This is a genomic window from Acidimicrobiales bacterium, assembly GCA_035540975.1.
GTDB lineage: Bacteria > Actinomycetota > Acidimicrobiia > Acidimicrobiales.
The window spans coordinates 1-22,405 of the sequence record DATLFN010000071.1 but is presented as its reverse complement, the minus strand read 5'-3'; the positions used below and the strand labels follow the sequence as shown (position 1 = coordinate 22,405).

18 protein-coding genes are annotated in these 22,405 nt (G+C 75.2%); 9 read left to right on the top strand and 9 right to left on the bottom strand.

Annotation, left to right across the window (positions count from 1 at the left end; translation table 11 throughout):
• Positions 1 to 10 precede the first annotated feature (10 nt).
• Together atpD and atpC are read left to right on the top strand one after the other, a co-directional pair.
• A complete protein-coding gene (gene atpD, locus VM242_08660) occupies positions 11 to 1,450 on the top strand; it encodes a F0F1 ATP synthase subunit beta (GenBank protein ID HVM05230.1) in 1,440 nt (479 codons plus the stop codon).
• Between the two features lie 2 nt (positions 1,451 to 1,452).
• The gene (atpC, locus tag VM242_08655; GenBank protein HVM05229.1) at positions 1,453 to 1,851 is read left to right on the top strand and encodes an ATP synthase F1 subunit epsilon; all 399 of its coding nucleotides are present in this window, start codon (positions 1,453 to 1,455) and stop codon (positions 1,849 to 1,851) included.
• 233 nt (positions 1,852 to 2,084) lie between these two features.
• On the opposite strand, the gene VM242_08650 is transcribed toward atpC, so the two are convergent.
• The 6 genes from VM242_08650 to VM242_08625 all read right to left on the bottom strand — a co-directional run bounded on the left by VM242_08650 (position 2,085) and on the right by VM242_08625 (position 11,213).
• On the bottom strand, positions 2,085 to 3,095 hold the full coding sequence (locus tag VM242_08650) for a ferritin-like protein (GenBank protein ID HVM05228.1): 1,011 nt from the start codon (positions 3,093 to 3,095) through the stop codon (positions 2,085 to 2,087).
• Entirely contained in the window at positions 3,092 to 4,168 is a 1,077-nt protein-coding gene (locus tag VM242_08645) for a hypothetical protein (protein HVM05227.1), read from the bottom strand. The genes VM242_08650 and VM242_08645 overlap by 4 nt, the downstream gene beginning before the upstream one ends.
• Positions 4,165 to 6,213 (bottom strand): hypothetical protein, encoded by a 2,049-nt coding sequence (locus VM242_08640; protein ID HVM05226.1) that lies wholly within the window; start codon positions 6,211 to 6,213, stop codon positions 4,165 to 4,167. Before VM242_08640 ends, VM242_08645 begins: the two co-directional genes overlap by 4 nt.
• Complete coding sequence (locus VM242_08635) at positions 6,210 to 6,485, bottom strand: hypothetical protein (protein ID HVM05225.1); 276 nt, start codon at positions 6,483 to 6,485, stop codon at positions 6,210 to 6,212. Before VM242_08635 ends, VM242_08640 begins: the two co-directional genes overlap by 4 nt.
• A 126-nt stretch (positions 6,486 to 6,611) precedes the next feature.
• Complete coding sequence (locus VM242_08630) at positions 6,612 to 8,738, bottom strand: hypothetical protein (protein ID HVM05224.1); 2,127 nt, start codon at positions 8,736 to 8,738, stop codon at positions 6,612 to 6,614.
• A gap of 282 nt (positions 8,739 to 9,020) precedes the next feature.
• The gene (locus tag VM242_08625) at positions 9,021 to 11,213 is read right to left on the bottom strand and encodes a post-COAP-1 domain-containing protein (protein HVM05223.1); all 2,193 of its coding nucleotides are present in this window, start codon (positions 11,211 to 11,213) and stop codon (positions 9,021 to 9,023) included.
• A gap of 312 nt (positions 11,214 to 11,525) precedes the next feature.
• On the opposite strand from VM242_08625, the gene VM242_08620 reads away from it, so the two are divergent.
• Together VM242_08620 and VM242_08615 are read left to right on the top strand one after the other, a co-directional pair.
• On the top strand, positions 11,526 to 14,351 hold the full coding sequence (locus VM242_08620; protein HVM05222.1) for an AAA family ATPase: 2,826 nt from the start codon (positions 11,526 to 11,528) through the stop codon (positions 14,349 to 14,351).
• A 134-nt stretch (positions 14,352 to 14,485) separates the two neighbouring features.
• Positions 14,486 to 14,683 (top strand): hypothetical protein, encoded by a 198-nt coding sequence (locus tag VM242_08615; GenBank protein HVM05221.1) that lies wholly within the window; start codon positions 14,486 to 14,488, stop codon positions 14,681 to 14,683.
• Positions 14,684 to 14,692: 9 nt separating this feature from the next.
• On the opposite strand, the gene VM242_08610 is transcribed toward VM242_08615, so the two are convergent.
• Positions 14,693 to 15,094, bottom strand: a complete 402-nt coding sequence (locus tag VM242_08610) for a DUF2795 domain-containing protein (GenBank protein HVM05220.1) — start codon at positions 15,092 to 15,094, stop codon at positions 14,693 to 14,695.
• 55 nt (positions 15,095 to 15,149) lie between these two features.
• On the opposite strand from VM242_08610, the gene VM242_08605 reads away from it, so the two are divergent.
• The 3 genes from VM242_08605 (at position 15,150) to VM242_08595 (ending at position 17,032) form a co-directional block, all read left to right on the top strand.
• A complete protein-coding gene (locus tag VM242_08605) occupies positions 15,150 to 16,034 on the top strand; it encodes a GNAT family N-acetyltransferase (protein HVM05219.1) in 885 nt (294 codons plus the stop codon).
• Positions 16,031 to 16,339, top strand: coding sequence for a hypothetical protein (locus VM242_08600; GenBank protein HVM05218.1), 309 nt, complete (start codon positions 16,031 to 16,033; stop codon positions 16,337 to 16,339). The genes VM242_08605 and VM242_08600 overlap by 4 nt, the downstream gene beginning before the upstream one ends.
• A 75-nt stretch (positions 16,340 to 16,414) precedes the next feature.
• Positions 16,415 to 17,032 (top strand): hypothetical protein, encoded by a 618-nt coding sequence (locus VM242_08595; GenBank protein ID HVM05217.1) that lies wholly within the window; start codon positions 16,415 to 16,417, stop codon positions 17,030 to 17,032.
• On the opposite strand, the gene glpX is transcribed toward VM242_08595, so the two are convergent.
• On the bottom strand, positions 16,984 to 17,982 hold the full coding sequence (gene glpX, locus VM242_08590) for a class II fructose-bisphosphatase (protein HVM05216.1): 999 nt from the start codon (positions 17,980 to 17,982) through the stop codon (positions 16,984 to 16,986). The genes VM242_08595 and glpX overlap by 49 nt on opposite strands.
• A gap of 58 nt (positions 17,983 to 18,040) precedes the next feature.
• On the opposite strand from glpX, the gene VM242_08585 reads away from it, so the two are divergent.
• Entirely contained in the window at positions 18,041 to 19,672 is a 1,632-nt protein-coding gene (locus VM242_08585; protein HVM05215.1) for a methylmalonyl-CoA mutase family protein, read from the top strand.
• An 8-nt stretch (positions 19,673 to 19,680) separates the two neighbouring features.
• On the opposite strand, the gene VM242_08580 is transcribed toward VM242_08585, so the two are convergent.
• On the bottom strand, positions 19,681 to 20,889 hold the full coding sequence (locus VM242_08580; GenBank protein HVM05214.1) for a S1C family serine protease: 1,209 nt from the start codon (positions 20,887 to 20,889) through the stop codon (positions 19,681 to 19,683).
• A gap of 227 nt (positions 20,890 to 21,116) precedes the next feature.
• Between VM242_08580 and VM242_08575 the strand changes: the two genes are divergently transcribed.
• The coding region (locus VM242_08575) for a hypothetical protein (protein HVM05213.1) at positions 21,117 to 22,405 on the top strand (1,289 nt) is incomplete at its 3' end.

Genomic DNA, 22,405 nt, shown 5'->3' with positions numbered 1-22,405 from the left:
AAGGAGCGCGATGGCTGTCACCGAAGCACAGGAGCAGACGACCAAGGAGGGGCGGATCGTCACCGTCATCGGCCCTGTCGTCGACGTGGAGTTCCCGCCCGGGGAGCTGCCCGAGATCAACGGGGCCATCGAGTTCGACGTCGAGACCGACGACGGGACGATCACCATCACCGGTGAGGTCGCCCAGCACATCGGCCAGAGCCGGGTGCGGGCCATCTGCCTCAAGCCGACCGACGGCCTCAAGCGGGGCACCGTCGTCCGCAACCTCGGCCGCGGCCTCACCGTGCCCGTCGGCCAGGCCACGCTGGGGCACGTGTTCAACGTGATCGGCGAGCCGCTCGACACCCGGGGCAAGCCCATCGAGGGGCTCGACGAGCGGTGGGAGATCCACCGGCCGGCGCCCGCCTTCGCCGACCTCGACCCCGAGACCAAGATGTTCGAGACCGGCCTCAAGGTCGTCGACCTGCTCGAGCCCTATCGCCTGGGCGGCAAGATCGGCCTGTTCGGCGGGGCGGGGGTGGGCAAGACCGTGATGATCCAGGAGATGATCATCCGCGTCGCCCGCCAGCACGGCGGCGTGTCGGTGTTCGCCGGCGTGGGCGAGCGCACGCGTGAGGGCAACGACCTCTGGCTGGAGATGCAGGAGTCGGGCGTCATCGCCAACACGGCGCTGGTCTACGGCCAGATGGACGAGCCGCCGGGCGTGCGGCTGCGCGTCGCCCTCTCGGCGCTCACCATGGCCGAGTACTTCCGCGACGTGCAGAACCAGGACGTGCTGCTGTTCATCGACAACATCTTCCGGTTCACCCAGGCCGGTTCCGAGGTGTCGACGCTGCTCGGGCGCATGCCCTCGGCCGTGGGTTACCAGCCCACGCTGGCCGACGAGATGGGCGAGCTCCAGGAGCGCATCACCTCCACCCGGGGCCGGTCGATCACGTCGCTCCAGGCCGTGTACGTGCCGGCCGACGACTACACCGACCCGGCGCCGTTCACCACCTTCACCCATCTCGACGCCACCACCGAGCTGAGCCGCGACATCGCCGCCCAGGGCATCTACCCGGCGGTGGACCCGCTGTCGTCCAGCTCCACCATCCTCACCCCCGAGGTCGTGGGCCAGCGCCACTACGACGTGGCCCAGCGGGTGAAGAAGACGCTCCAGCGCTACAAGGAGCTCCAGGACATCATCGCCATCCTCGGCCTCGACGAGCTAGCCGAGGAGGACAAGATCATCGTCTCCCGGGCCCGGCGCATCCAGCGCTTCCTGTCCCAGCCGTTCTTCGTGGGGCAGGTGTTCACCGGCCTCGAGGGCGTCTACGTGCCGGTGGCCGACACGGTGGAGAGCTTCGCCGCCCTGGTCGACGGCGAGCTGGACGACCTGCCCGAGCAGGCCTTCCTCAACGTGGGCGACGCCGACTCGGCCCGGGCCAAGGCCAAGGAGATCTCCTCGTAGCCATGGCACTCCAGGTGGAGCTGGTGTCGCCCGAGCGGATCCTGTTCTCGGGCGAGGCGTCGATGGTCGTGTGCCGCACGGCGGGGGGCGAGATCGCCTTCATGACCGGCCACGCCCCGTTCCTGGGCGCCCTCGGCATCGCCGTCGTGCGGGTCCACCAGGAGGGCGGCGACGTCCTCAAGGCGGCCGTGCACGAGGGGTTCGTCGAGGTCAAGGACAACCGGGTCATCATCCTCTCCGACGTGGCCGAGCTGCCCGACCAGATCGACGCCGAACGGGCCCGCCGCGCCCGCGACGAGGCCGACCGGGCGGTGAAGGAGGCGTCCGACGACGAGAGGGCCGAGGCCGAGCGCCGGCTGCGCCGGGCCGAGGTCCGCCTGGAGCTGGCCGAGAGCCGCTGACGCGCCGTCAGCCGAGGGCGCGAGCGGCCGACGCGCCGGCCGCCGCCAGCGCCCGCAGCACGGGGAGTCGCAGGCTGCCCGTGGTGACCGCCACCGTCTCGGCCAGCAGGGGGACGGGCCGGCTGGCGGCGACCGCCAGGAAGCCCCACGGGCAAGGAGGCGCCGGCCCCGGGCCCGCTCCGCCTCGTCCACCAGGCGCTCGACGCGCCGGCGGCGGGGGGAGGGCCCCGGCGTCACGCCGGCGGCTTCTCGAAGGTGGGCCCGGCCCGCCCGTCGCCGCAGGGGTGGGGGTGGCGGAGCACGCGCCCGGCCGCCTCCCGGAGCTGGAGCATGCGCCCCACCGCCGCCGTCACCTTGGCGGGCTCCCCGTCGAACCCGGCGTCGAGGTCGCCGAGCACGGCCGTGAACGCGGCGTTGAAGGCGGCGGCATCGCGGTGCAGGCGCGGCCGAGGCTCGTAGTCGCCCATCCGGGGGTCCCGCACCATGGGCACCACCTCGACGTCGGCCGGGCACGGCAGGGAGGGGCCCGTCGGCCTGCCCGGGGCGTCCCCGCAGCGGTACTCCCGCCCCTGCTGCATCCCCTCGAACCGGTAGTAGTGGGCCACGCTGCCGCTCTCGCACACGCCGAGGACCTCGCCCTCGCCCTCCACGATGAGGTCGCCGAGGTGGCGGAGGGCGGCGGCGGCGCCCGGCACCGCGATGTCCTGGTTCCCGAACCACCGGCACTGGCGCTCGGTGCGGCCCCTGCCGGGGAACACGCAGGCCTCCCCCCGCTCGTCCACGAGGCGCTCGATCCCCTCCACGATGGCCTGGTAGAACGCGCCCACGCTGCCGTAGTGCTCGCCCATGGCCAGCAGCCGCACGCCGGGCGGCGGCGCGGTCAGGAGGCCCTCGGGCACCGGCGCCGGGCGCTCGAGGCGGCGGGCCTGCTCCACGAAGGCGTCGCCGAAGGGGAGCAGAGACAGCTCCGCGGGCTCGCCGCCGACGCGGAGCTGCGCCGGGTACGAGCACGGCGGGCGAAGGTCGGGTTGCCCGCCGGTGGCGACCAGGGTGTTGGCGGCCACGGCCAGGTGGCGCATCTCGTCGACGGCCACCTCGGCGACCAGGTGGGCCGGCCGCGACCCCCCGTCGCGGATGGTCCACCACGCGCACAGGTAGGGCGGGATGATGGCCAGCTCCAGCTCCACGGCCGCCTGGAGGGCCTCGTGCAGCTTCTCCAGGGAAGCGATGGGCGGCGGGGTCACGGGGCCGACCCGCCGGCGGCCGGGGGCGCCCCGGCCAGCTCGGCCTCGATGCCGGCGAGGACGCCCAGGGAGGGCAGCCGGGCCAGGGCCACCACGTTCTCGGCCACGATCTCCTCGGGGTGGAACAGCTGGCCGGTGGCGTTGCCCCCCACCAGGGCCCGGTACTGCGGCCACAGGGGCGAGGCGTCGTCCATGCGGTGGGCCAGGGGCCGCCCGTCGTCGCCGACCACCGCCTTCCACCGGCCCGCCGCCCCCGGCTCGACCGCCAGGAACCACCACCGCACGTGGTCGAACAGGTCGCCGCCCACGTAGGGCCCCGGGGCCACCAGCACGGGCGCCAGCCACCGCTCCACGCCGCCCTCGGCCGATCGTGACGGTCCCTCGGGCACGCGCATGCTGATGCACACGTCCAGGGCCGGGGCGTCGGGGTTGGTGATGCGCAGGTCGGGGAGCAGGGCGGGCGACTCCGGTGCCGGCCACGGCACGGCCGGGAGCTCGACCTCGTGGTCGAGCTGGCGGTAGCCCACCAGCGCGTACAGCGCCCGGCGCCGGGCCGGGTCGTGCTTGGAGACGAGGTGGAACAGCTCGTGGACGACCAGGTCGGCCAGGCGCCGCTCGTCGGCCCGGGGGTAGCGGGGGCTGCCGGGCACGGCGCCGGGGGCGAGGCTGGCGACCTTGGCGGCGGGCAGGGCGACGACGCCGTCGCCCCGGGTGTAGGCGGCGTGGCCCTCCTCCCGCCCGGTGGTGCGCACCAGGTGGACGGTCGCCGGCAGCGCCACGTCCCAACGGGACAGCAGGGCGCCCACGTCGGCCACCACCCGGCCGAGGGCGTCGACCTCGGCGGGCGCCCAGTCCATGGCCTGGGCACCGGCGAAGGCGAGGTACGCCTCCCGGGTCACGGTGAGGGCGCCGGCCGGGACGTTGAGGCGCACCTGGCGGTCGAAGGGGCTCATGCGCTCCACGAAGGCGTCGGCCGAGGCCAGGAGGCGGCTGCCGGTGGTCGCGCCCGCCGCCACCACGGCGCAGCCGCCGACCCGCCCTACCTCGGCGTCGCCGTTGACGGCCTCGCTCACGGCGCGCCCGCCCCCGGAGGCGCCACCAGGTCCCGGTACAGGCGGATGACCTCCCGCTTGCCCGCCGACAGCTCCCGGGTGACCGGCATGCGCACCGTCGAGTCGATCGGGTGGTCGACCAGGTCGGTGATGCGCCCGATGTTGCGGTCGACGGTGTCGCGGTCGCCGAGGTCGAGCCGGGCGGCGTACCGCATGGCCGGGTAGACGGCGTCGTAGTAGGAGAGCACGTGCTCGTACAGGAAGTCCCACGCCTTCTTCCGGTCGCCGGCCAGCTCCTGGAACCGGCCCGGCAGCTCCCCGTCGAAGGGCAGCACCCGCACCGTCCAGAAGAAGGCGGTGGTCGTCGTCCACCGGGTGGCCCCCTCCTCCGGCAACAGGGGCTGGATGACCGGGGGCGGGTCGGGGCGCTCCTCGCTCTCGGCGTAGGGCAGGACGGCCACGGTGGCGAAGCCGGGCCGCAGCGGCGTGAGGCACACCTCGGCCCGCGCCTGGCCCGGAGGCACGACCAGGTCGGCATCGGGGAGGGCAACGACCGCGGACGCCCCCGTGGCCACGACCCAGCACCGGGGGCCGGGGCACGGCGGGGGCGGCTCGGGCAGGTACTGGGCCAGCCGCAGGCGAACCGGCGTCCCCGGCACCTCTCCCTTGTGGCGGACGTCCACCACCACCGTGGCCGTTCGTCCCGCGTCGAGCCACACGCCCCGCGGCGAGGGGTGGGCGGTGAGGGGCTCCTCCTCCAGAGCCGCGGCCGGGGCGGCGGGGACGAGGCGCAGGGTGCCGGCGGCGACGGCGTTCCCGTCCACCCCGTCGGGGAGCCGGCGGTCGACGATCCCCGCCGTGGCCTCGTACCGCTCGGCGGCGTAGTCGGCGTGCTCGAGGGTGGCGAGGACCACCGGCGGGGCGCCGTCGCCCTCCAGCACCAGGCTCAGCGGGCCCAAGTCGGCCTTGGCGCCCGAGCCGTCCCGTTCTGCGACGGTGGCGCCCAGGTCGACGCTGACCACCCGCTCCGCGGCGTGCACCTCGACCACGGCCGGGCCGAGCGGCGCCGGCCCCTCCACCGCCGCCCGGGCCCGCGGGGTGAGGAGCCGGCCGGTGGGTACGCCGGCCGGCTCGCCCTTGATCCACAGCCCCACGGTGCCGAGGACCCGGGACACGGCCGGGTTCTGCCCCGGCTCCCAGCCCTCGGCCAGCTGCTCGTCCCACAGCTGGCAGAGCCGGGTGTAGCGGGCGGAGCGGCCCTGGCAGTCCTGGAACGCCTCCCCCTGGAAGTAGCGGGTCAGGTACACCGACATGCGCACCATGAGCCCCTTCACCTCGGGCCGTCCCAGCTCGCGCTCCACCCGGGCGGCCCACGGCGAGGACGTGGGAGGCGGCAGGCGGAGGGTGTCCCCTTTGGGAAGGCACGCCTGGAACACGGCGCCCCCCACGGCGGCCAGCTCCAGGTCCCGGCACCCGTTCAGGTTGCGCTCCAGGTTCAACCATGCAGACGTCATGAACGTGCCCGGCTCCACCTCGCCGTCGAGCAGCGCGCCGGGCGCCGAGTCGTCGCCGATCTGGACCCGGCGCAGGAACACGCAGGTGCTCCAGAACGAATCGGGGTTGACGTCGACGACGCGGGCGGCGCCGGCGAACGCCGAGCCCGGGTACGAGTCGCCGGCCACGTCGACGTAGGCCCCCACCAGCGCCTCCTCGGCGTGGTCGCCGAGGACGGGCACGCCGTAGTCGAGCTGGGTGCCGGTGACCACCGTGCGGGCCGAGGCCGTGTGCAGCGCCACCTCGTTGCCGCCGTAGTAGTTCCACTCGGCCGGCGGCTGGTACCAGCCACCCTGCTCACCCTGGTACCACCGGAGGGTGCGGGCCCACTCGGGGAACCGCAGGCGGGCGTTGGCCCTCGTGATGGGCGGGGCCTGGCTTTCGAGGTAGCTCCAGTTGAGCTCGGCCCCCACCACGTCGACCGTCTCCCACTGGTCGTTGTTGTTGAGCGTGGCCGGGTTCCACGACGCCTCGCCCCTGAAGAAGAGGCGGGGCACCGACAGCACGCTCATGCCGCGCCCTTTCCCGGCGCCGGCGGGGCCGGGCCGAGCAGGGACGCCACCACCCGGAACACGCCCACCGCCCTGCCGTCGACCGTGACGACGAGGTCGGTCGGTGTGTGGCGGCGGGCGGGGTCCGACTGGGCCAGGAGGGCGTCGAGCTGCTCGGGTGTCACCTCGAGGGTCATCGTGGCCGCCGTCTCCGGGCCGGTCGCCACCAGCGCCCGCGCCGCCGGCGGCTCGGGCGGCGACGGGTGCCGGTGGGCGGCCAGGTTGCCGACCATGGGACCTCCTTTCGTCGGCGTCCAGGGCGGGATCACTACCACGCCGTCGCCCGCCGGTCGACCGGAAGGGCCGGCGGCGCCGTTGCCGCCGGCCCCGCGGGCCGTTCCTCGTCGGGGGCCGGCCCCTCAGCGGTGCACGGTGAGGTTGCCGCCCTGGAGCGGGCCGGACACGTCGAGCACCACGGCGCCGGTGGCGTCGCGCACCACGATGTGGATGGTGTCGGCCGTGCCCTTCCTGCCGCCGCCGTTGCGGTTGTCGACCACCGACACCTCGTATGTGTGGCCGCCGACGCCGTCCCAGCGGCCGGCGCCGCCCCACTGGGCGGTGTTGGCCGACGACGCCATGGTGGTGACGGTGTCGCCGTGGAAGCGGTGCTTCCCGGGGGCCCGCACCTGGACCTGGCCGCTCAGGGTGCCGTCGGGCGCCTGCTTGGCCACGAAGCCGAACGAGGTGGGCCCGTCGCCGACCACGAAGCCACCGCCGGTGACCTTGGTGGCCCGGTCGAAGATGACCACCACCACATCGGCCGAGCCGGTCCCGCCGTCGTCGTCGCTCACGCTCACCGAGATGGTGGGCGTGGCGATGGACGAGTAGGCGTGGCTGCCCGAGCATGTGCCGGCCCCGATGGTCCCGGCCTCGACGCTGCCGTCGCCCCAGTCGATCGAACAGGTGTGGGTGTCGTTGGCCCCGGCGTCGGCGAAGGTGGCGGTGAGCGTCACCGTCGAGCCGACCAGGTGCAGCGACATGTCCGCCGGGGCGCTGACGGCCACGGTGGGATCGGCGTTGCCCACGGTGAGCACGGCCGTGTCGGTCACGGCCGGGCCTCCGTCGCTGGCCGACAGCGTGAGGGCGTAGGAGCCGTCGTCGGTGCAGGTGACCGAGGTGTCCACGGCCGAGGCGTCGGCGAAGCTGCACGCCGCGCCGGAGTCGACGCCCGCCCCCGGCGTCCACGACCACGTGGACGTCACCGTGTCGGCGGCGTCGGGGTCGCCCACGGTGGCGTCGAGGGCGACCGATGCGCCCTCGGGTCCGGCGTAGGGACCGCCGGCCTCCACCGAGGGGGCGGTGTTGGGCGGGGCGCCCGAGACCGTGATCTGGGCGGTCGGGCCGGTGGGCGCCACCGCGACCGAGGTGGACGTGGCGCCGGCGTGGTTGAGGTAGGTGCCCGGGGTGGCCGAGACGGTGACGGCGAAGTGCAGCGAGAGGCTGCTCCCGGCCGGCACGCTCAACGGTCCCGACCAGGTGAGGTCCTGGCCGCTCACCACCGGGTCGGCGGTCGTGGCTCCCGTGGACGAGCCTGCGGTGTAGGAGAATCCGGGCGGGAGCGTGTCGATGATCGAGTCGAGCGTCACCTGGGTGGCGTTCGGGTTGGCGACCGTGATCGTGTAGCCGCCGGCCGCGCCCGGCGCGGCCGTGGCGCTGTCAGCGGTCTTGGTGGTGGTCAGGGGGACGATCCCGAGCGGCGAGAACGTGGTGAAGTGGGAGACGACGGCCGAGGCTCCCGGCGCAAGGCTGAGGCTCCAGCTGAGCCCGATGCCGTTGTCCACGTAGTCGGCGCACTGGTCGCACAGGTTGGGCAGGGGCTGTTGCGTCCCCACCGCGCCCCACACGCTGCTGTAGTAGGACTCGAGGTAGCTGCTGCCCGGGGTCAACGGGAAGAACTGCTCGATCCGCGATCCGGGGACGACGGTGCCGGTGCCGTCGTCGACACCCGCCACGCACGACACGGCGCCGGTGGCGGCGTCGTAGGCGCCGAAGCCCAGGTCGGAGTTCTGGAGGTAGCAGTCCCCGGCCTTGTAAAGCACCGCGCTCAGGGGGGCGGCGCCGGTGTTGGTGACCTGGGTGTCGGTTCGGTAGGACTCCTGGCCGACCACGTAGCTGTCGGTCTGGGTGAGACGAACGCCCGTGGTGCCGGCGTCGACGACGGTGACGATCGTGAAGGGGTCGGCGCTCGTGCCGCTCCCCCCGCTCGCCTGGCTGACCGGGGTGAAACCGGTGCGGGGGGATGCGCCTCCCCCGGCCGGGATGGAGGCGGGGCCGAACAGCGTGCCTCCCGTGGCGAGCAGGGTGCCGCAGGCGGTGTCACCGTAGAACTCACCGGCGCTGTCCTGCACGTGGTTCACGGCGCAGTTCAGGTCGGGGCTGATGGTGATGTTGGTCAATGGCCCCGGCGAGGTGATCGTGGACGCCGAAGCGGGACCCGCCGACCCCACCAGGGCGGCCAGTGCCGAGAACAGCGAGGCCAGTACCACGAGCGCGGTTCGCCTCTTCGTCGTCCGGCCCGGCCCTGCTGGCCCTGCCGCATTTGTCAGCTGCCCTGCGTGTCCCATCCCCGCCTCCATTCGCGAACTCCGCCCGGTCGGGCGGCTCACGGTGATGGTGGGCGCTGGCCGTCTCGTCGGCATCGGAGGCCAGCCCTTATGTGCACCCTCGAATTTGGCCCCTGGGATCTGCCCGGGCGGGGGACCGGCGGCGCGCGGAGCAGGGGGGCGGCAGGTGCCGCCCCCCTGCCGCCCCCACCCCCGAGCGGTCGCTCAGTGGACGGTGAGGTTCCCGCCCTTCAGGGGCTTGTCGCCGCCCGAGGTGTACACGACGTTGCCGGGGTTGGACGTCTGGTACACCTTCACGGCGATGGTGTCGCCCTTCTTCGAGCCCGACGACCCGTTGTCCACCACCGTGACCTCGAAGGTGTACCCGGGCGCGCCCTGCCACTTCCCGGTCCCCTTCCAGCTCACCTTGTTGGCGGCGAGGGTCACCACGGCGTTCGCCGTGTCCCCGTGGAACCTGCCCTTGCCGTTGTTGGTGCGGAGCTGCAGCTGGCCCTTGAACAGCCCGCCCGCCTGGGGGACGAGGTTGAGGCCGAAGCTGGTCCGGTAGGCGGTGGAGCTGGTGAACCACCCGCCGCCCGTCACCTTGGCCGCCGCCGCCTGCACGGTCACCAGGGTGTCGGCGGGAGCGGCGGGCGACGCGCAGCCGGTGTACCAGTCGTCGCCGGCGAAGCCGGCCACCACGCCGTACACGTCGGCGGGCAGCGGGACCGACGTGGACGCCGCCCCGGTGGCGCCGGTGACGGCGGTGTGGGTGGCGACGGCGCCGGAGGAGCTGGTCAGCGTGAACGTGACCGCCTTGCCGGTGAGGTCGCCGAGGCTGGTGTCGGGCTCGCCCAGCTGGGCGGCCAGCGTGGTGTTGGCCAGCGGCGCCACCAGCGTGTCGCCCGTGTAGTCGATGGTGCAGTCCTCCCTCGTGATGGAGAACGGGTCGCCGTCGGCCGACGCCAGGTGGGCGGCGTCCCCGGCGAAGCTGGTCCCGACCGTGGTGGCCGAGCCCGGCTGCTGGGTGACGGTGAGCGCCGTGGAGGCATCGCCGTTGGCGTCCGTGGGCCCGGCCGACGCCGCCTGGCTGCCGAGCATGAAGCCCAGCGTCTTGCCCGCCAGCGGGGCGTTCGGGACGACCGAGGCGTCCACCAGGCGGCCCGACACTGTCACCGGGTCCGAGTACTGCACGCTGGCGCCGCCGGTGTAGGCGACGGAGGTCGGCGCCTGCGGCTGCGACACCACGATCGTGACCGACCGCTGGGTGGCACCGAGGCCGTGCTGGTCCCGGGCGGTCAGGGTGAGCAGCACGGTCCCCGTGGCCGACGGCGTCCAGGAGAAGCTGCCGGTCGCCGGGTTGGCGGGGGTCGTGGTGTGCGTCGCACCGGCGGGTGCGCCCAGCACGGCCAGCGTCACGGTGTCGCCGCTGTCGGGGTCGGTGGCGGCCGTGCCGAAGGTGACGGGCGCGCCCACCGAGGCGTTGATGACCGTGCCGTCAGCGGGAGTCGGAGAGGTGAACACCGGCGCCTGGTTGGGCGACGTGCTGAGGCGGATGAAGAAGTCGACCGGGATCCGGGACACCACGCCGGAGCCGACCACGTTCTCGACCACGACCTGCGTCGAGTAGAAGGTGTCCCCGCCGGAGGTGTTCAGGGTGGCGCCCGTGGTGTCCCACGAGTAAAGCCCCGACGCGGGATCGACGGCCGCCGCGTTGGTGGCGTGCGGCGGGCCGGGCTGGGCGAACCCGCCGCTGAACCCGCCGGCCTCGACGTCGGTGGCCAGGCGCCAGCGCAGGGCCTGCCCGTCGGGGTCGTGGGCCGGCACGGTGAACTGGCACACGGCGTCGACGGGGCAGTCCACGATGGGCGAGACCAGGCTGACCGGGCTGGCCGACGTGGCGGCGAGGTCGACGAGCGCCTCGAACCGCACGCTCCCGTCCGGGTTGTTCACGTGCTGGGGCCCGCTGAGGCGGCAGCAGTTGGCCATGCTCGCCACGAACGGCCCCGTGGTGGGGTAGCTGTGGCTCACCATCGCCTCACCGGAGACCACGTCGTTGGCCGCGTCCGCGGACGTGACGGTGAAGGTGGGGCACTCCTGCCCCGAGCCGTCGCCGAAGTCGATGCACGCCGGGCTGAACGTGGCGCCCGGGCTCGGCGCCGACCAGAAGAAGAAGCTCATCCGCCACGATCCCGTGAGGTGGAACTCGGCGGTGGTGGGACCGGTCCTCTCCCAGGTGATCTGGTTCGCCCGGAAGTGGGTGGCGCCGGCAGGCGGCGCGACGCCGCCGGTGACGCCGAGCGCCGCCAGCATCACGGCGGCGACGAGGAGGCAGGCGAGCGTGGGGCGCCGGCGCCCGCCGCCGGGCGAGCAAGGTGTCGAAGCGGGCACGTCCGTGCCCGTGTGGTCGTGTCTCATGTCCTGCCTCCCCTCGGCCCGCCCCGGGCGGGCGGGCCCGTCGCCATGGTCCGCTGCGCCGACTTCGGTCGCATCGGGGCGAGACCCTCGGATCCACCCTGGGATTTCGGCGGAGCCTGCCGTGCCGCCACCCGGCGCGCGAAGGGGTCGGCCGCGCCGCCCCCCGTCGCGCCCGCCCGGGCCTTCCGCCGCCGAGGCCCGGGCGAACGGCGACGATCGTCGCCGCCCGGGTGGGCCGGCCGCATCGGGGTGTCGCCCTAGGATCGGCCCTGGGATTTGGTGCATTCCGGACCGGTCCGGGCGGAGGTGCAGGTGCGAACGGTTGCCCACGGCGGGCTGCTCGAGCGGGACGGCGAGCTCGAGCGGCTGGGGACGGCCCTCGAGCTGGCGGCGGGCGGCGAGGCGTCTCTGGTCGTGGTCGAGGGGGGCCCAGGGGCGGGCAAGACCAGCCTGCTCGCCGCCGCCCGCGACCGGGCCCGGGCCCTCGGCCTGCGGGCGCTGTCGGCGCGGTGCGTCGAGCTGGAGCGGGACTTCGCCTTCGGCGTCGTCCGCCAGCTCTTCGAGCCCGCCCTGGCCGGGCTGGCCGAGGAGGAGCGGTCCCGCGTCGTGGCCGGCGCCGCCGCCCTGGCCCTGCCCGTCGTGTGCGACCCGGCCACCGCCCCGCCGCCGCCGCCCGGGCGCGACGTCCACGCCACGCTCCACGGGCTGTACTGGCTGCTGTCCAACCTGGCCGAGTCGCAGCCCGTGGTCGTGCTGGTGGACGACGCCCAGTGGGGGGACGGGCCGTCCCTGCGCTTCCTCGACTTCCTGGCCCGGCGCCTGGAGGGCCTGCCCGTGGCCGTCGTGGTGGCGGTCCGCCCGGGCGGCGAGGCGGCCCGGCCCGACGGGCTGGCCCGCCTCCTGACCGAGCCGTCGGCCGAGGTGGTGGTCGCCGCCCCGCTCGGTGTGGCGTCGGTGGGCCGGCTCGTGGCCGCCCGGCTCTCCGCCGAGCCCGACGGCGAGTTCTCCCGCGCCTGCCACGACGCCACCGGCGGCAACCCCTTCCTGGTCCACGCCCTGGTGGAGGAGGTCACCCGGCGGGGGCTGGCGCCCGTGCGGGGTGAGGCGGCCCGCATCCGGGAGTTGGCCCCGCCGTCGGTCGCCCGGGCCGTGCTGGCCCGCATGTGCGCGCTCCCGCCGGAGGCGCCGGCCGTGGCCGAGGCGGTCGCCGTGCTGGGCGACGGTGCCGAGCTGCGCCACGTCGCCGCCCTGTCCGGCGTCGACCCCGACCGGGCGGCGGCGGCGGCCGACGCCCTGGCCTCGGCGGGCGTGGTCGCCCGGGGCCGCCCCCTCCGCTTCGCCCATCCCATCGTCCGAGCCGCCGTCCACGACGACATCCCCGACGGCCGGCGCAGCGAGCTGCACCGCCGGGCAGCGGCCCTGCTGGCCGCCGCCGGCGCTCCGCCCGGGCAGCTGGCCGCCCACCTGGTGGCGTGCGACCCGGCGGGGGACCCCGAGGTGGTGGCCACGCTGCGGGACGCGGCGGCGCGGGCCCTCGCCTCCGCCGCGCCGGAGACGGCCGCCGCCTACCTCGACCGGGCGCTGACGGAGCCGCCGGCGCCCGAGGTGCGCAGCGAGGTTCTGGTGGAGCTGTGCATCGCCGAGGCGCGGGTGCCGCACCGAGCGTCGTTCGAGACGCTGCGCCGGGGGCTGGAGCGCACCACCGACGGGCGCCACCGGGCGGCCATCGCCCTCGAGCTGGCCCAGGTGATCGGCGGTGTGGCCGACACCGCCGCCGCGCTCGAGGTGCTGGCCGGCGTCATCGGAGAGCTCTGCCGGGCCGAGCCCGAGCTGGCCCTGGCCATCGAGGCCGACTACATCAGCGTGGCCCGGCTCCACGCCCCCACCCGCGACGACGCCCTCGCCCGCCTCGAGCGGCTGCGCCACCGGGCCGGGCCCGACACCCTTCCCGGGTGCGTGCTGCTGGCCAACCTGGCGCTCGACGCGCTGGAGCGAGGGGTGGCGGCCGCCGAGGCGGCGGTCCTGGCCGAGCGGGCGCTGTCGAGCGGGCTGCTGCTCGACGAGGGACGGTGGGTCTTCGCCTACGCGGCCAACACCCTGGTGTGCACCGACCGGGTGCACGACGCGGACCGGGCGTGGAGCGAGCTGTTGGCCCTGGCCCGGGAGCGGGGGTCGCTGACGCTGTTCATGCTGGCGTCGGTGTGGCGGTCGCACCTGGCCTACCGCTGCGGGGCGGTGACCGACGCCGAGGTGGACGCCCGCCTGGGCTACGACACCTGCCGGCGCCATGCCTGGGACTTCTCGTCGTCGTACGCCCTTGCCTTCCTCGTCGACGCCCTCGTCGAGCGGGGCGAGCTGGACGAGGCCGAGGGGCTGCTGGCGCAGCACCCCGGGCCCGCCACGCTGCACTACCTGCTGCACGGCCGCGCCCGCCTGCGCCTGGCCCAGGGGCGCCCCCGCGACGCCCTGGCCGACGCCCTGGAGTGCGGGCGCCGCTTCGAGGCGGCCGGCGGCGGGCGCAACCCGGCCGTCTCCCCCTGGCGGTCCACCGCCGCCGAATCGCTCGGCCGGCTCGGGCGGCGGGCCGAGGCGGTGCGCCTGGCCGACGAGGAGGTCGGGCACGCCCGCGCCTTCGGGGCCGGGCGTGCCGTCGGCGTGGCCCTCCGGGCGCGCGCGGTCGTGGAGGAGGGTGGCGGCCGGCTCGAGCGGCTGACCGAGGCGGTGGACGTCCTGGCCGGTTCGCCCGCCCGCCTCGAGCACACCCGGGCCCTGGTGGACCTGGGCGCGGAACTGCGCCGCTCCGGCCGCCGCAGCGACGCCCAGGAGCCGCTCCGGCTGGCCATGGACCTGGCCGAACGGGGCGGCGCCCGCGCCCTGCGCGACCGGGCGCACGACGAGCTCCTGGCCAGCGGGCTGCGGCCCCGGCGCTTCGCGGTGGCCGGCGCCTCGGCGCTCACGCCCACCGAGCAGAGGGTGGCGGCCATGGCCGCCGAGGGGATGGCGAACCGTGAGATCGCCCAGGCGCTGTTCGTGAGCCTGAAGACGGTCGAGGCCCACCTGAGCGGCGCCTACCGCAAGCTCGCGATCACCGCCCGCTCGCAGCTGGCCGGCGCCCTCGAAGTGCCGAGCGCCCGCTGACGCACCCCGCCGCCGAGCGGAGCCGCGGGGCCGTCGAGGTCAGGGTCCACAGGTCGCCCCGCACACGTCCACAGCCTTTGCCCCCTTGTGATCCACAGGATCTCGGGGCGAGGGTGAGGACGAGGTTCCGGCCAATGGTCATCGACTGCACCGCGCTCGCTCAGGAACTGCGCCGCCGGCGCGTGGGCCGACCGGCCCTGGTGGACACCCTGGCGGCGTCCACCGGCTCGACCTGGCTGCCGGGCGACCTCGAGCAGGTGCCCTCGTCGCTGCTGGTGCTGGCCGCCATGTCGATGGCGGGCCCGGGGCCGACCAGCGGTGGCGGCCGCTGACCGCCGCCTCTACGTGTGGGTTCCCTCGGTGTCGCCGCCGAGGGCGCTCCAGACGGCCTGGACGTTGGGGTAGTCGTCGTCGGCGGCGAGGGAGCGGATGCGGTCCACCACGTGGGGCGGCGCCGACGCCTCCACGGCGTGGAACACCAGCTGGTCGCGTCCGGCCGGGAAGGCGACCGACGCCAGGTGGCGGGCGAGGTCGGCCCGCCCGGTGGCGTCGTCCTCGCTGATGCCGAGGCCGGGCGCCTCGTGCGCCTCGGGGCGGATGCCGGGCCCCACGCCCGGGTCCTCCTGGAGCCTCGACTCCTGGGCCCTGGACTCCTCGGCGGCGCTGCCGTGGAGCAGGGGTGCCACGTCCTCGGCCATCGCCTCGTCGACCCGGCTGCCGTGCTTGACCGTCTCTCGTTCCATGCCGTCGTTGTCCCCCTCGTCGCCGGCGGCGAACCGGGTGTGCCAACGTCGGCCGGTGACCAAGGCGCGGCTGGGCGTCGCCCTCCTGCTCCCCGCCGGCGTGTCGGCCGAGGTGGACGGCCTGCGCCGGGCGCTGGGCGACGGCGCCCTCGGCCGCATCCCCGCCCACCTGACGCTCGTGCCGCCCGTCAACGTGCGGGAGGACCGGCTGGGCCACGCTCTCGCCGTCCTCCGCTCGGCCGCCGCCGCCACCCGCCCCCTGGCGCTGACCCTGGGCCCGCCGGCCGCGTTCCTGCCCGACAACCCGGTCCTCTACCTGGCCGTGGGCGGCGACACGGAGGGGCTGCGGCGCCTGCGGGACGCCGTGTTCGCCGACCCTCTGGCCCGCCCCCTCACCTGGCCGTGGGTGCCGCACGTCACGGTGGCCGACGAGGCGGCACCGGGCCGCATCGACGCCGCCGTGGGCGCGCTGGCCGACTACCGGATCGCCGTGCGCGTCGACCGGGCCCACCTGCTCCGCGAGGGCCCCGGGAGGGTGTGGGCGCCCGTGGCCGACGCGCCCTTCGCGGCCGCCGCGGTGGTGGGACGGGGCGGGCTGCCCGTCGACCTGGTCGTGAGCGACGGGGCCGATGCCGAGGCCGCCGCCCTGGCCGGCGCCGGCCGGCCGTTCTGCGTCACGGCCCGGCGGGACGGCGCCGTGGTGGGCGTGGCGACGGGCTGGACCGCCGGGGCGGAAGCGTCGCTGCACTGCCTCGTCGTGGCCCACGGCGCCCGGCGTGAGGGCGTCGGTTCCCACCTCCTGGCCGCCGTCGGGTCGGTGGCGGCCGACCGGGGGTGCTCGGCGGTGGTCGCGTGCGTCGGCGCCGGCGGCCCCGGCGAGGCGTTCCTCCACCACAAGGGGTGGGTCGCCGACGGGCCCCGCCTGCGGCGGGAGCTGTGACGGACGACCCGGCCGTGCTCGCCCTGCGGGCCCTGGGGGTCGAGCCCGGCCAGCGCGTCCGCTTCCGCCGGCGCGCCGGCGGGCGCTGGCACGAGGGCGCGGCGACCCGGGTCGAGCGCGACGGCAGCATCGGCCTGGTGGACGAGAAGGGCGCGGCCCGCGCCATCCCCGTCGACCGCCTGGAGGTGTGCCGGCCCGGCCGGCGGGGCGCCGTGCGCTGGGAGGCGCTGGCCGACGTCGCCGCCCGCGACGAGCAGCTGGGCCTGTTCCGGCCCGACCCCCCGCCCGGTCGCCGCCGCCGCTGACGGTTCTCCTGTCAGAAACCCACCTCAGCGGTGGGTTCTGACGCCGGATCGGCCCGTCGGCTCCGTAGAAGGGCCATGGACGCCGCCGCCCTGCGCTGGACCGGGCTGGCCGCCGTGGCCACCCTGTGGGTGACGCTCGGCGCGGCCACCGTGGTGGGCGGCTTCGACCTGCTCGGTCGCCGCCCGCTCAGCCACCTCGTCTCGTCATCCCCGGCGGCGGAGCTGTTCGGTGCCGGACTGGCGGTGGCGGCGGTCCTGTTCCTGGCCTTCTGCGCCTGGGTGCGGGACCGCTACCCGACGTCGGCGTCCTTCACGGCGGCCATGGTGGGAGGGATGGTGGCGCAGCTGGTCGCCGCCCTGGTGCCGATCGAGGGCGGCGGGCCCCAGGCGTCGCGCGTGCACACCGTCGCCGCCCTGGCCCTGGGCGCGGCCATCCCGGTGCTCATGTGGCGCTTCGCCGCCGCCCAGCCCCCCGGGCCGCTCCGCCGCTCCACGGGGCTGCTGGCGCGGGCCGAGCTGGCGGCGTGCGTGCTGGGGGTGGGGCTGTCCCGCGGCGGCGTGGCGCCGCTGGCCGAGATCGTCCCCGCCGCCGTCTTCCATGCCTGGGTGGCGACGCTCACCCTGTGGCCCGCGGGGGTGACGACTCAGTCGAAGTCGATGGCGCTGAACTCGCGGAGCTTGTCGAGGCGGTGACGGGAGTCGATCCGGCGCACGGTGCCCGACTTCGAGCGCATCACCAGTGACTGGGTGGTGGCGCCCTTGCTGTCGTAGTGGACGCCGCGGAGCATCTCGCCGTCGGTGATGCCGGTGGCGGCGAAGAAGCAGTTGTCGCCCCGGACCAGGTCGTCGGTGCCGAGGACGGCGTCGAGGTCGTCGCCCGCCTCGATGGCGGCCTGGCGCTGCTCGTCGTTCAGCGGGTTCAGCTTGCCCTGGAGCTCCCCACCCATGCACTTGAGGGCGGCGGCGGAGATGACGCCCTCGGGGGTCCCGCCGATGCCCATGAGGATGTCGGCCCCGGCGTCCGGCCAGGCGGTGGAGATGGCGCCGGCCACGTCGCCGTCCTGGATGAGACGGATGCGGGCGCCCGCTTCCCGGATCTCGGCGATGAGGTCGTCGTGGCGGGGACGGGCGAGCACGACCACGGTGACGTCCCGCACCGACTTGCCCAGCGCCTTGGCGACGCTCTGCAGGTTCTCGGTGGGGGTGCGGGTGATGTCGATCGACCCGGCGGCGTCCGGCCCCACCGCGATCTTGTTCATGTAGAAGCACGCGCCGGGGTCGAACATGGCGCCCCGCTCGGCGACGGCGATCACCGACAGGGCGTTGCCCCGGCCGAGCGACGTCAGGGTGGTGCCTTCCACGGGGTCGACGGCGATGTCGGTCTGCGGCGGCGAGCCGTCGCCCACGTTCTCGCCGTTGTAGAGCATGGGCGCCTCGTCCTTCTCGCCCTCGCCGATGACGATGATCCCGTCCATCGACACCGTCTGGAGGACGACGCGCATGGCGTCCACGGCGGCGCCGTCGGCGCCGTTCTTGTCGCCCTTGCCGACCCAGCGGGCGGCGGCCAGGGCTGCCGCTTCGGTGACCCTCACCAGCTCGAGGGCGAGGTTGCGGTCGGGGGCCTGCTTCTCTGCTGCGGACATGGCGTCGACCCTAGCCGGGCGGCCTCGGAACGCTCCATTTCCCGTGTACAACGGAGAGGTGACCTCGCGCGACGAGTGGGAGGAGGCGGCCGCCGCCACTCCGGTGCGCGACGCCGACTTCGAGACGATCTCCGGCGTCCCGCTCGAACCCGTCTACGGGCCCGACGACGGGCTGTTCCCCGGGCAGTTCCCGTACACGCGGGGCCCCTACGCCTCCATGTACCGCTCGAAGCTGTGGACGATGCGCATGTTCGCCGGCTTCGGCACGGCGGTGGAGACCAACGCCCGCTTCCGGCACATCCTCCGCCACGGGGGCGACGGCCTGTCCACCGCCTTCGACCTGCCCACGCTGATGGGGCGCGACTCCGACGACCCCTGCGCGCTGGGCGAGGTGGGCAAGGCCGGGGTGGCGGTCGACACCCTCGACGACATGGAGGACCTGTTCGCCGGGATCGACCTGGGCGGGGTCACGACGTCGATGACCATCAACTCGCCGGCCGCCATCCTCCTCGCCATGTACGTGGCCGTGGCCGAGGGGTCGGGGGTGGAGCGGCGGCGCCTGGGCGGCACGATCCAGAACGACATCCTGAAGGAGTACCAGGCCCAGAAGGAGTACATCTTCCCGCCCCGGCCCAGCCTGCGGCTGGTGACCGACGTCATCCGGTTCACGTCGGCCGAGATGCCGATGTGGCACCCCATCTCGATCTCCGGGTACCACATCCGGGAGGCGGGCTCGACGGCGGCGCAGGAGCTGGCGTTCACCATCGCCAACGGGTTCGCCTACGTGGAGGCGGCGCTGCGGTCGGGGCTGGAGGTCGAGCAGTTCGCCCCTCGGCTGAGCTTCTTCTTCAACGCCCACATCGACTTCTTCGAGGAGATCGGCAAGTACCGCGCCGCCCGCCGCATCTGGGCCCGGTGGATGCGGGACCGCTACGGGGCCACGTCGGACCGCTCGCTCCGCCTGCGCTTCCACACCCAGACGGCCGGCGTGTCGCTCACCGCCCAGCAGCCCGAGGTGAACGTGGCCCGGGTCGCCATCGAGGCGCTGGCCGGCGTGCTCGGCGGCACCCAGAGCCTGCACACCGACGCCTACGACGAGGCGCTGGCCCTGCCCACCGAGCGGGCCGCCCGCATCGCCCTGCGCACGCAGCAGGTGATCGCCCACGAGACCGGTGTCGCCTCCGTCGCCGACCCGTTGGGCGGGTCGTGGTTCGTCGAGGCGATCACCGACGAGCTCGAGCGCCGGGCGGAGGACGTGTTCGCCCACCTGGAGCGGATGGGAGGCGGGTCCATGCTGGACGGGGTCGTCGCCGCCATCGAGACGGGGTGGTTCCAGGGCGAGATCGCCGATGCCGCCTACCGCTTCGAGAAGAAGGCCGCCGCCGGCCGGCGGGTGGTGGTGGGGGTCAACCGGTTCACCGACTCCGGGGACGCCGAGATCATCCCAACCCTGCTCATCGGCGCCGACGTGGAGGAGCGCCAGCGCAAGCGCCTGGCGGCCGTCCGGGCCGGGCGGGACCCCCACGCGGTCGACGCCGCGCTGGCCGCGGTGCGGGCCGACGCCGCCCACCCCGACGTGAACCTCGTGCCGGCCATCCTCGCCGCCGTGCGGGTGCGGGCCAGCGTGGGCGAGGTCGTCGGCGCCCTGGGGACGGTGTTCGGGCGGTGGACGGAGGACGCCGTCATCTGATCACCGGGTCAGACGGAACGGCCCGAGGGGAACACGTCGGACTCGCACGGCGCGCTCGCCGACTGGTCGATCCGGTCGATGACCCAGCGCCCCGCCTCCGGTACGAGGACGAAGTGGTTGGTCCACAGCGTGCAGGTCTCTGCCGGTGCGCGCCGCGGCCCCTTGCCTGCGTCCTGCGTGCTCGAGAAGTCGACCTCTGCCACCACGGACCCGTCGTCGCGGTGGACGATCGAGGCGACGGCGTGGACGTCATCGCGACTGGAGTCGAGTTGTCTGGCCAGGACCTCGACCGGCACGCTCGCCCTCTTTCGCTCGCTGTACTGCTGCCACGTCATGTGGTACTGGCCATGGTTGATCCCGTCGAAGTAGATCCCCAGCGCCAGGGACACCTCGGCCGCGATGAGGCCCGACGCCGGGGGTTCGAGGCCGACGCTGTTCTCGGGTACCACTGGATCGGGGCAGTCGGCGCCTGCCTCGGCCGCCGGCTCGTCGTGCCAGCGACCGAGGACCGGTGCCGCCTTGGTGGCGTCCACCGCGAAAGCGCGGCCTTGGGCGGTGTCCGAGCCGGCGACCACGATGCCCACGACCCGGCTGTCGACACTGAGCAGCGGCCCGCCGCTGTTGCCGGGGTTGATGGCGGCACTCGTCTGGACCAGCCCGGTGACGACCTTGTCCTCGACCACCTCCTTGCGGTCGTAGCCGCCGATGGTGCCGTCCGTGGGCGTCAGCGGCTCCCGGTACGGATAGCCGATGGCGAGCACCTCGGTGGCCTCCGGAAGCCGCTCGGCGGCGAAGGGGAACGGCGTCGCCGCGATCGGGTGGTCGAGCTGGAGCAGAGCGAGGTCCATGGTCCGGTCGATGCCGACGACCCGCGCTGTCCGTACCTCTTGTGTGGTGCGAGCGGTGATGGCCGCGGCCTCGTCCACGACGTGTGCGGCCGTGACGACATGCCTGTCGTCCATGGCGAGGAAGCCGGTTCCCACGCCTCGGCCCGCATCCTCACCGCAGACGACCGCGTCGAGCCGCACGACCCGCGGGGTGGCGTCGCGTACGACCTTCCCGAACGAAGGGGGGACGGTCGTCGTCGTCGTGGTGACCGGGGCGTCGGCATCCACGAGATCGTCGAGGCTCGGACGAGCCACGAGCCCCCCGACGAAGGCGACCACCACCAGGACCAGCCACAGGGCCCCGCCGAGACCGCCGTCCTCACCGGCCACACGACCCGCTGGCGGCAGGCTCTTGCGAAGGAGGAGCCCCCCTCGGCATCGGCCGCCGCGCCGTCGCTCGGCCATGTGGACCCCCCCCTGGGAGCAGCGCGCTCGAGACCGATTCTCTCACCTTGGCGGGTTCGCCGCCAGTGTCGTCGCACCGTGTGCCGGCCGGCGGCCGTCCCGGTCGACGGCGCAGGTCGACGGTGGCGCCGTCGGCCGTGGCAGGGTGGACCGTGGCGATCGCACCCCTGCCCGCCGGCGCGTGCGCCGGCGGGCGCTCGCTGGGCGACCCGCGGATCTCGCCGGACGGCGGTGTGGTGGCCCTCGTGACCCGCGACGAGGCGGGCGCCCGGGTGGTGGCCGTGCCCGTCGGCGGCGGCGGCGAGCGGGCCGTGGCGGCCGATCCCCCGCCGGCGGGGCGGGGCGGCGTGCTGGCGTGGCTCCGGCACGGCACCGTCGCCTACGTGACCGGCGCCGGCGACGTGGCGGTGGCCGGCGACGGCGGGACGCGGGTGGTGGCCGACGGGACGGGGGGTGGCGCGGCGGCGCTGGCCGCCTCGCCCGACGGCTCGTCGCTCGCCTTCGTGGCCGGCACCCGGGCCGTGACGGTGGTAGCCGCCGCCGGCGGCGCGCCGGCCGTCGTGTCCGACCGTGCCGACTTCGCCCTCGACCCGGCGTGGTCGCCCGACGGCGCCCGCCTGGCGTGGCACGAGTGGGACGTGCCGGCCATGCCCTGGGACGCCAGCCGCATCGTCGTGGCCCCGGCCCGCCCCGGCGGCGGCGACGAGCGGACGGTCGTCGCCGGAGGCGACGGGGTCGCCGTCCACGAGCCGCGGTGGGCGCCCGACGGGTCGGCGCTCGCCTTCCTGTCGGACGCCACCGGCTGGTGCAACCTGTGGGTGGCGGCTCCCGACGGCTCGTCGCCGCGCCCGCTCGTCGACGAGCCGTACGAGCACGGCGGTCCCGCCTGGGGACCGGGTGCGGCGTCGTTCGCGTGGTCGCCCGACGGCCGCCGCATCGCCTTCACCCGCAACGAGGCGGGGTTCGGGCGGCTGTGCGTGGTCGACGTGGCGACGGGCGCCGTGCGGGAGCTGGCACGGGGCGTCCACTCGTCGCTGACGTGGTCGGGCGACGCGCTGGCGTGCGTGCGCTCCGGCGCCCGCACGCCCACGTCCCTCGTCGCCGTCGACCCCGCCACCGGGGCCCGGCGTGTCCTCGCCACCGGTCCCGACCCGGCCGTGGCCGCGTTCGCCGACGACGTCCCGGAGCCCGAGGTGGTCCGGTGGACGGCGCCCGACGGGACCGTCGTCCCGGGGCGGCTCTGGCGACCGCCGCCCGGCACCGCCCCGACCGCCGGCCCGCCGCCGCTGCTGGTTTGGGCCCACGGCGGCCCCACCGACCAGAAGCGGGCGACGTTCGACGCGCGCCTCGCCTTCTTCGCCAGCCGCGGCTGGGCGGTGCTCCACCCCGACCACCGGGGGAGCACGGGCTGGGGGCGGGCGTGGGCGCAGGCGCTCCGGGG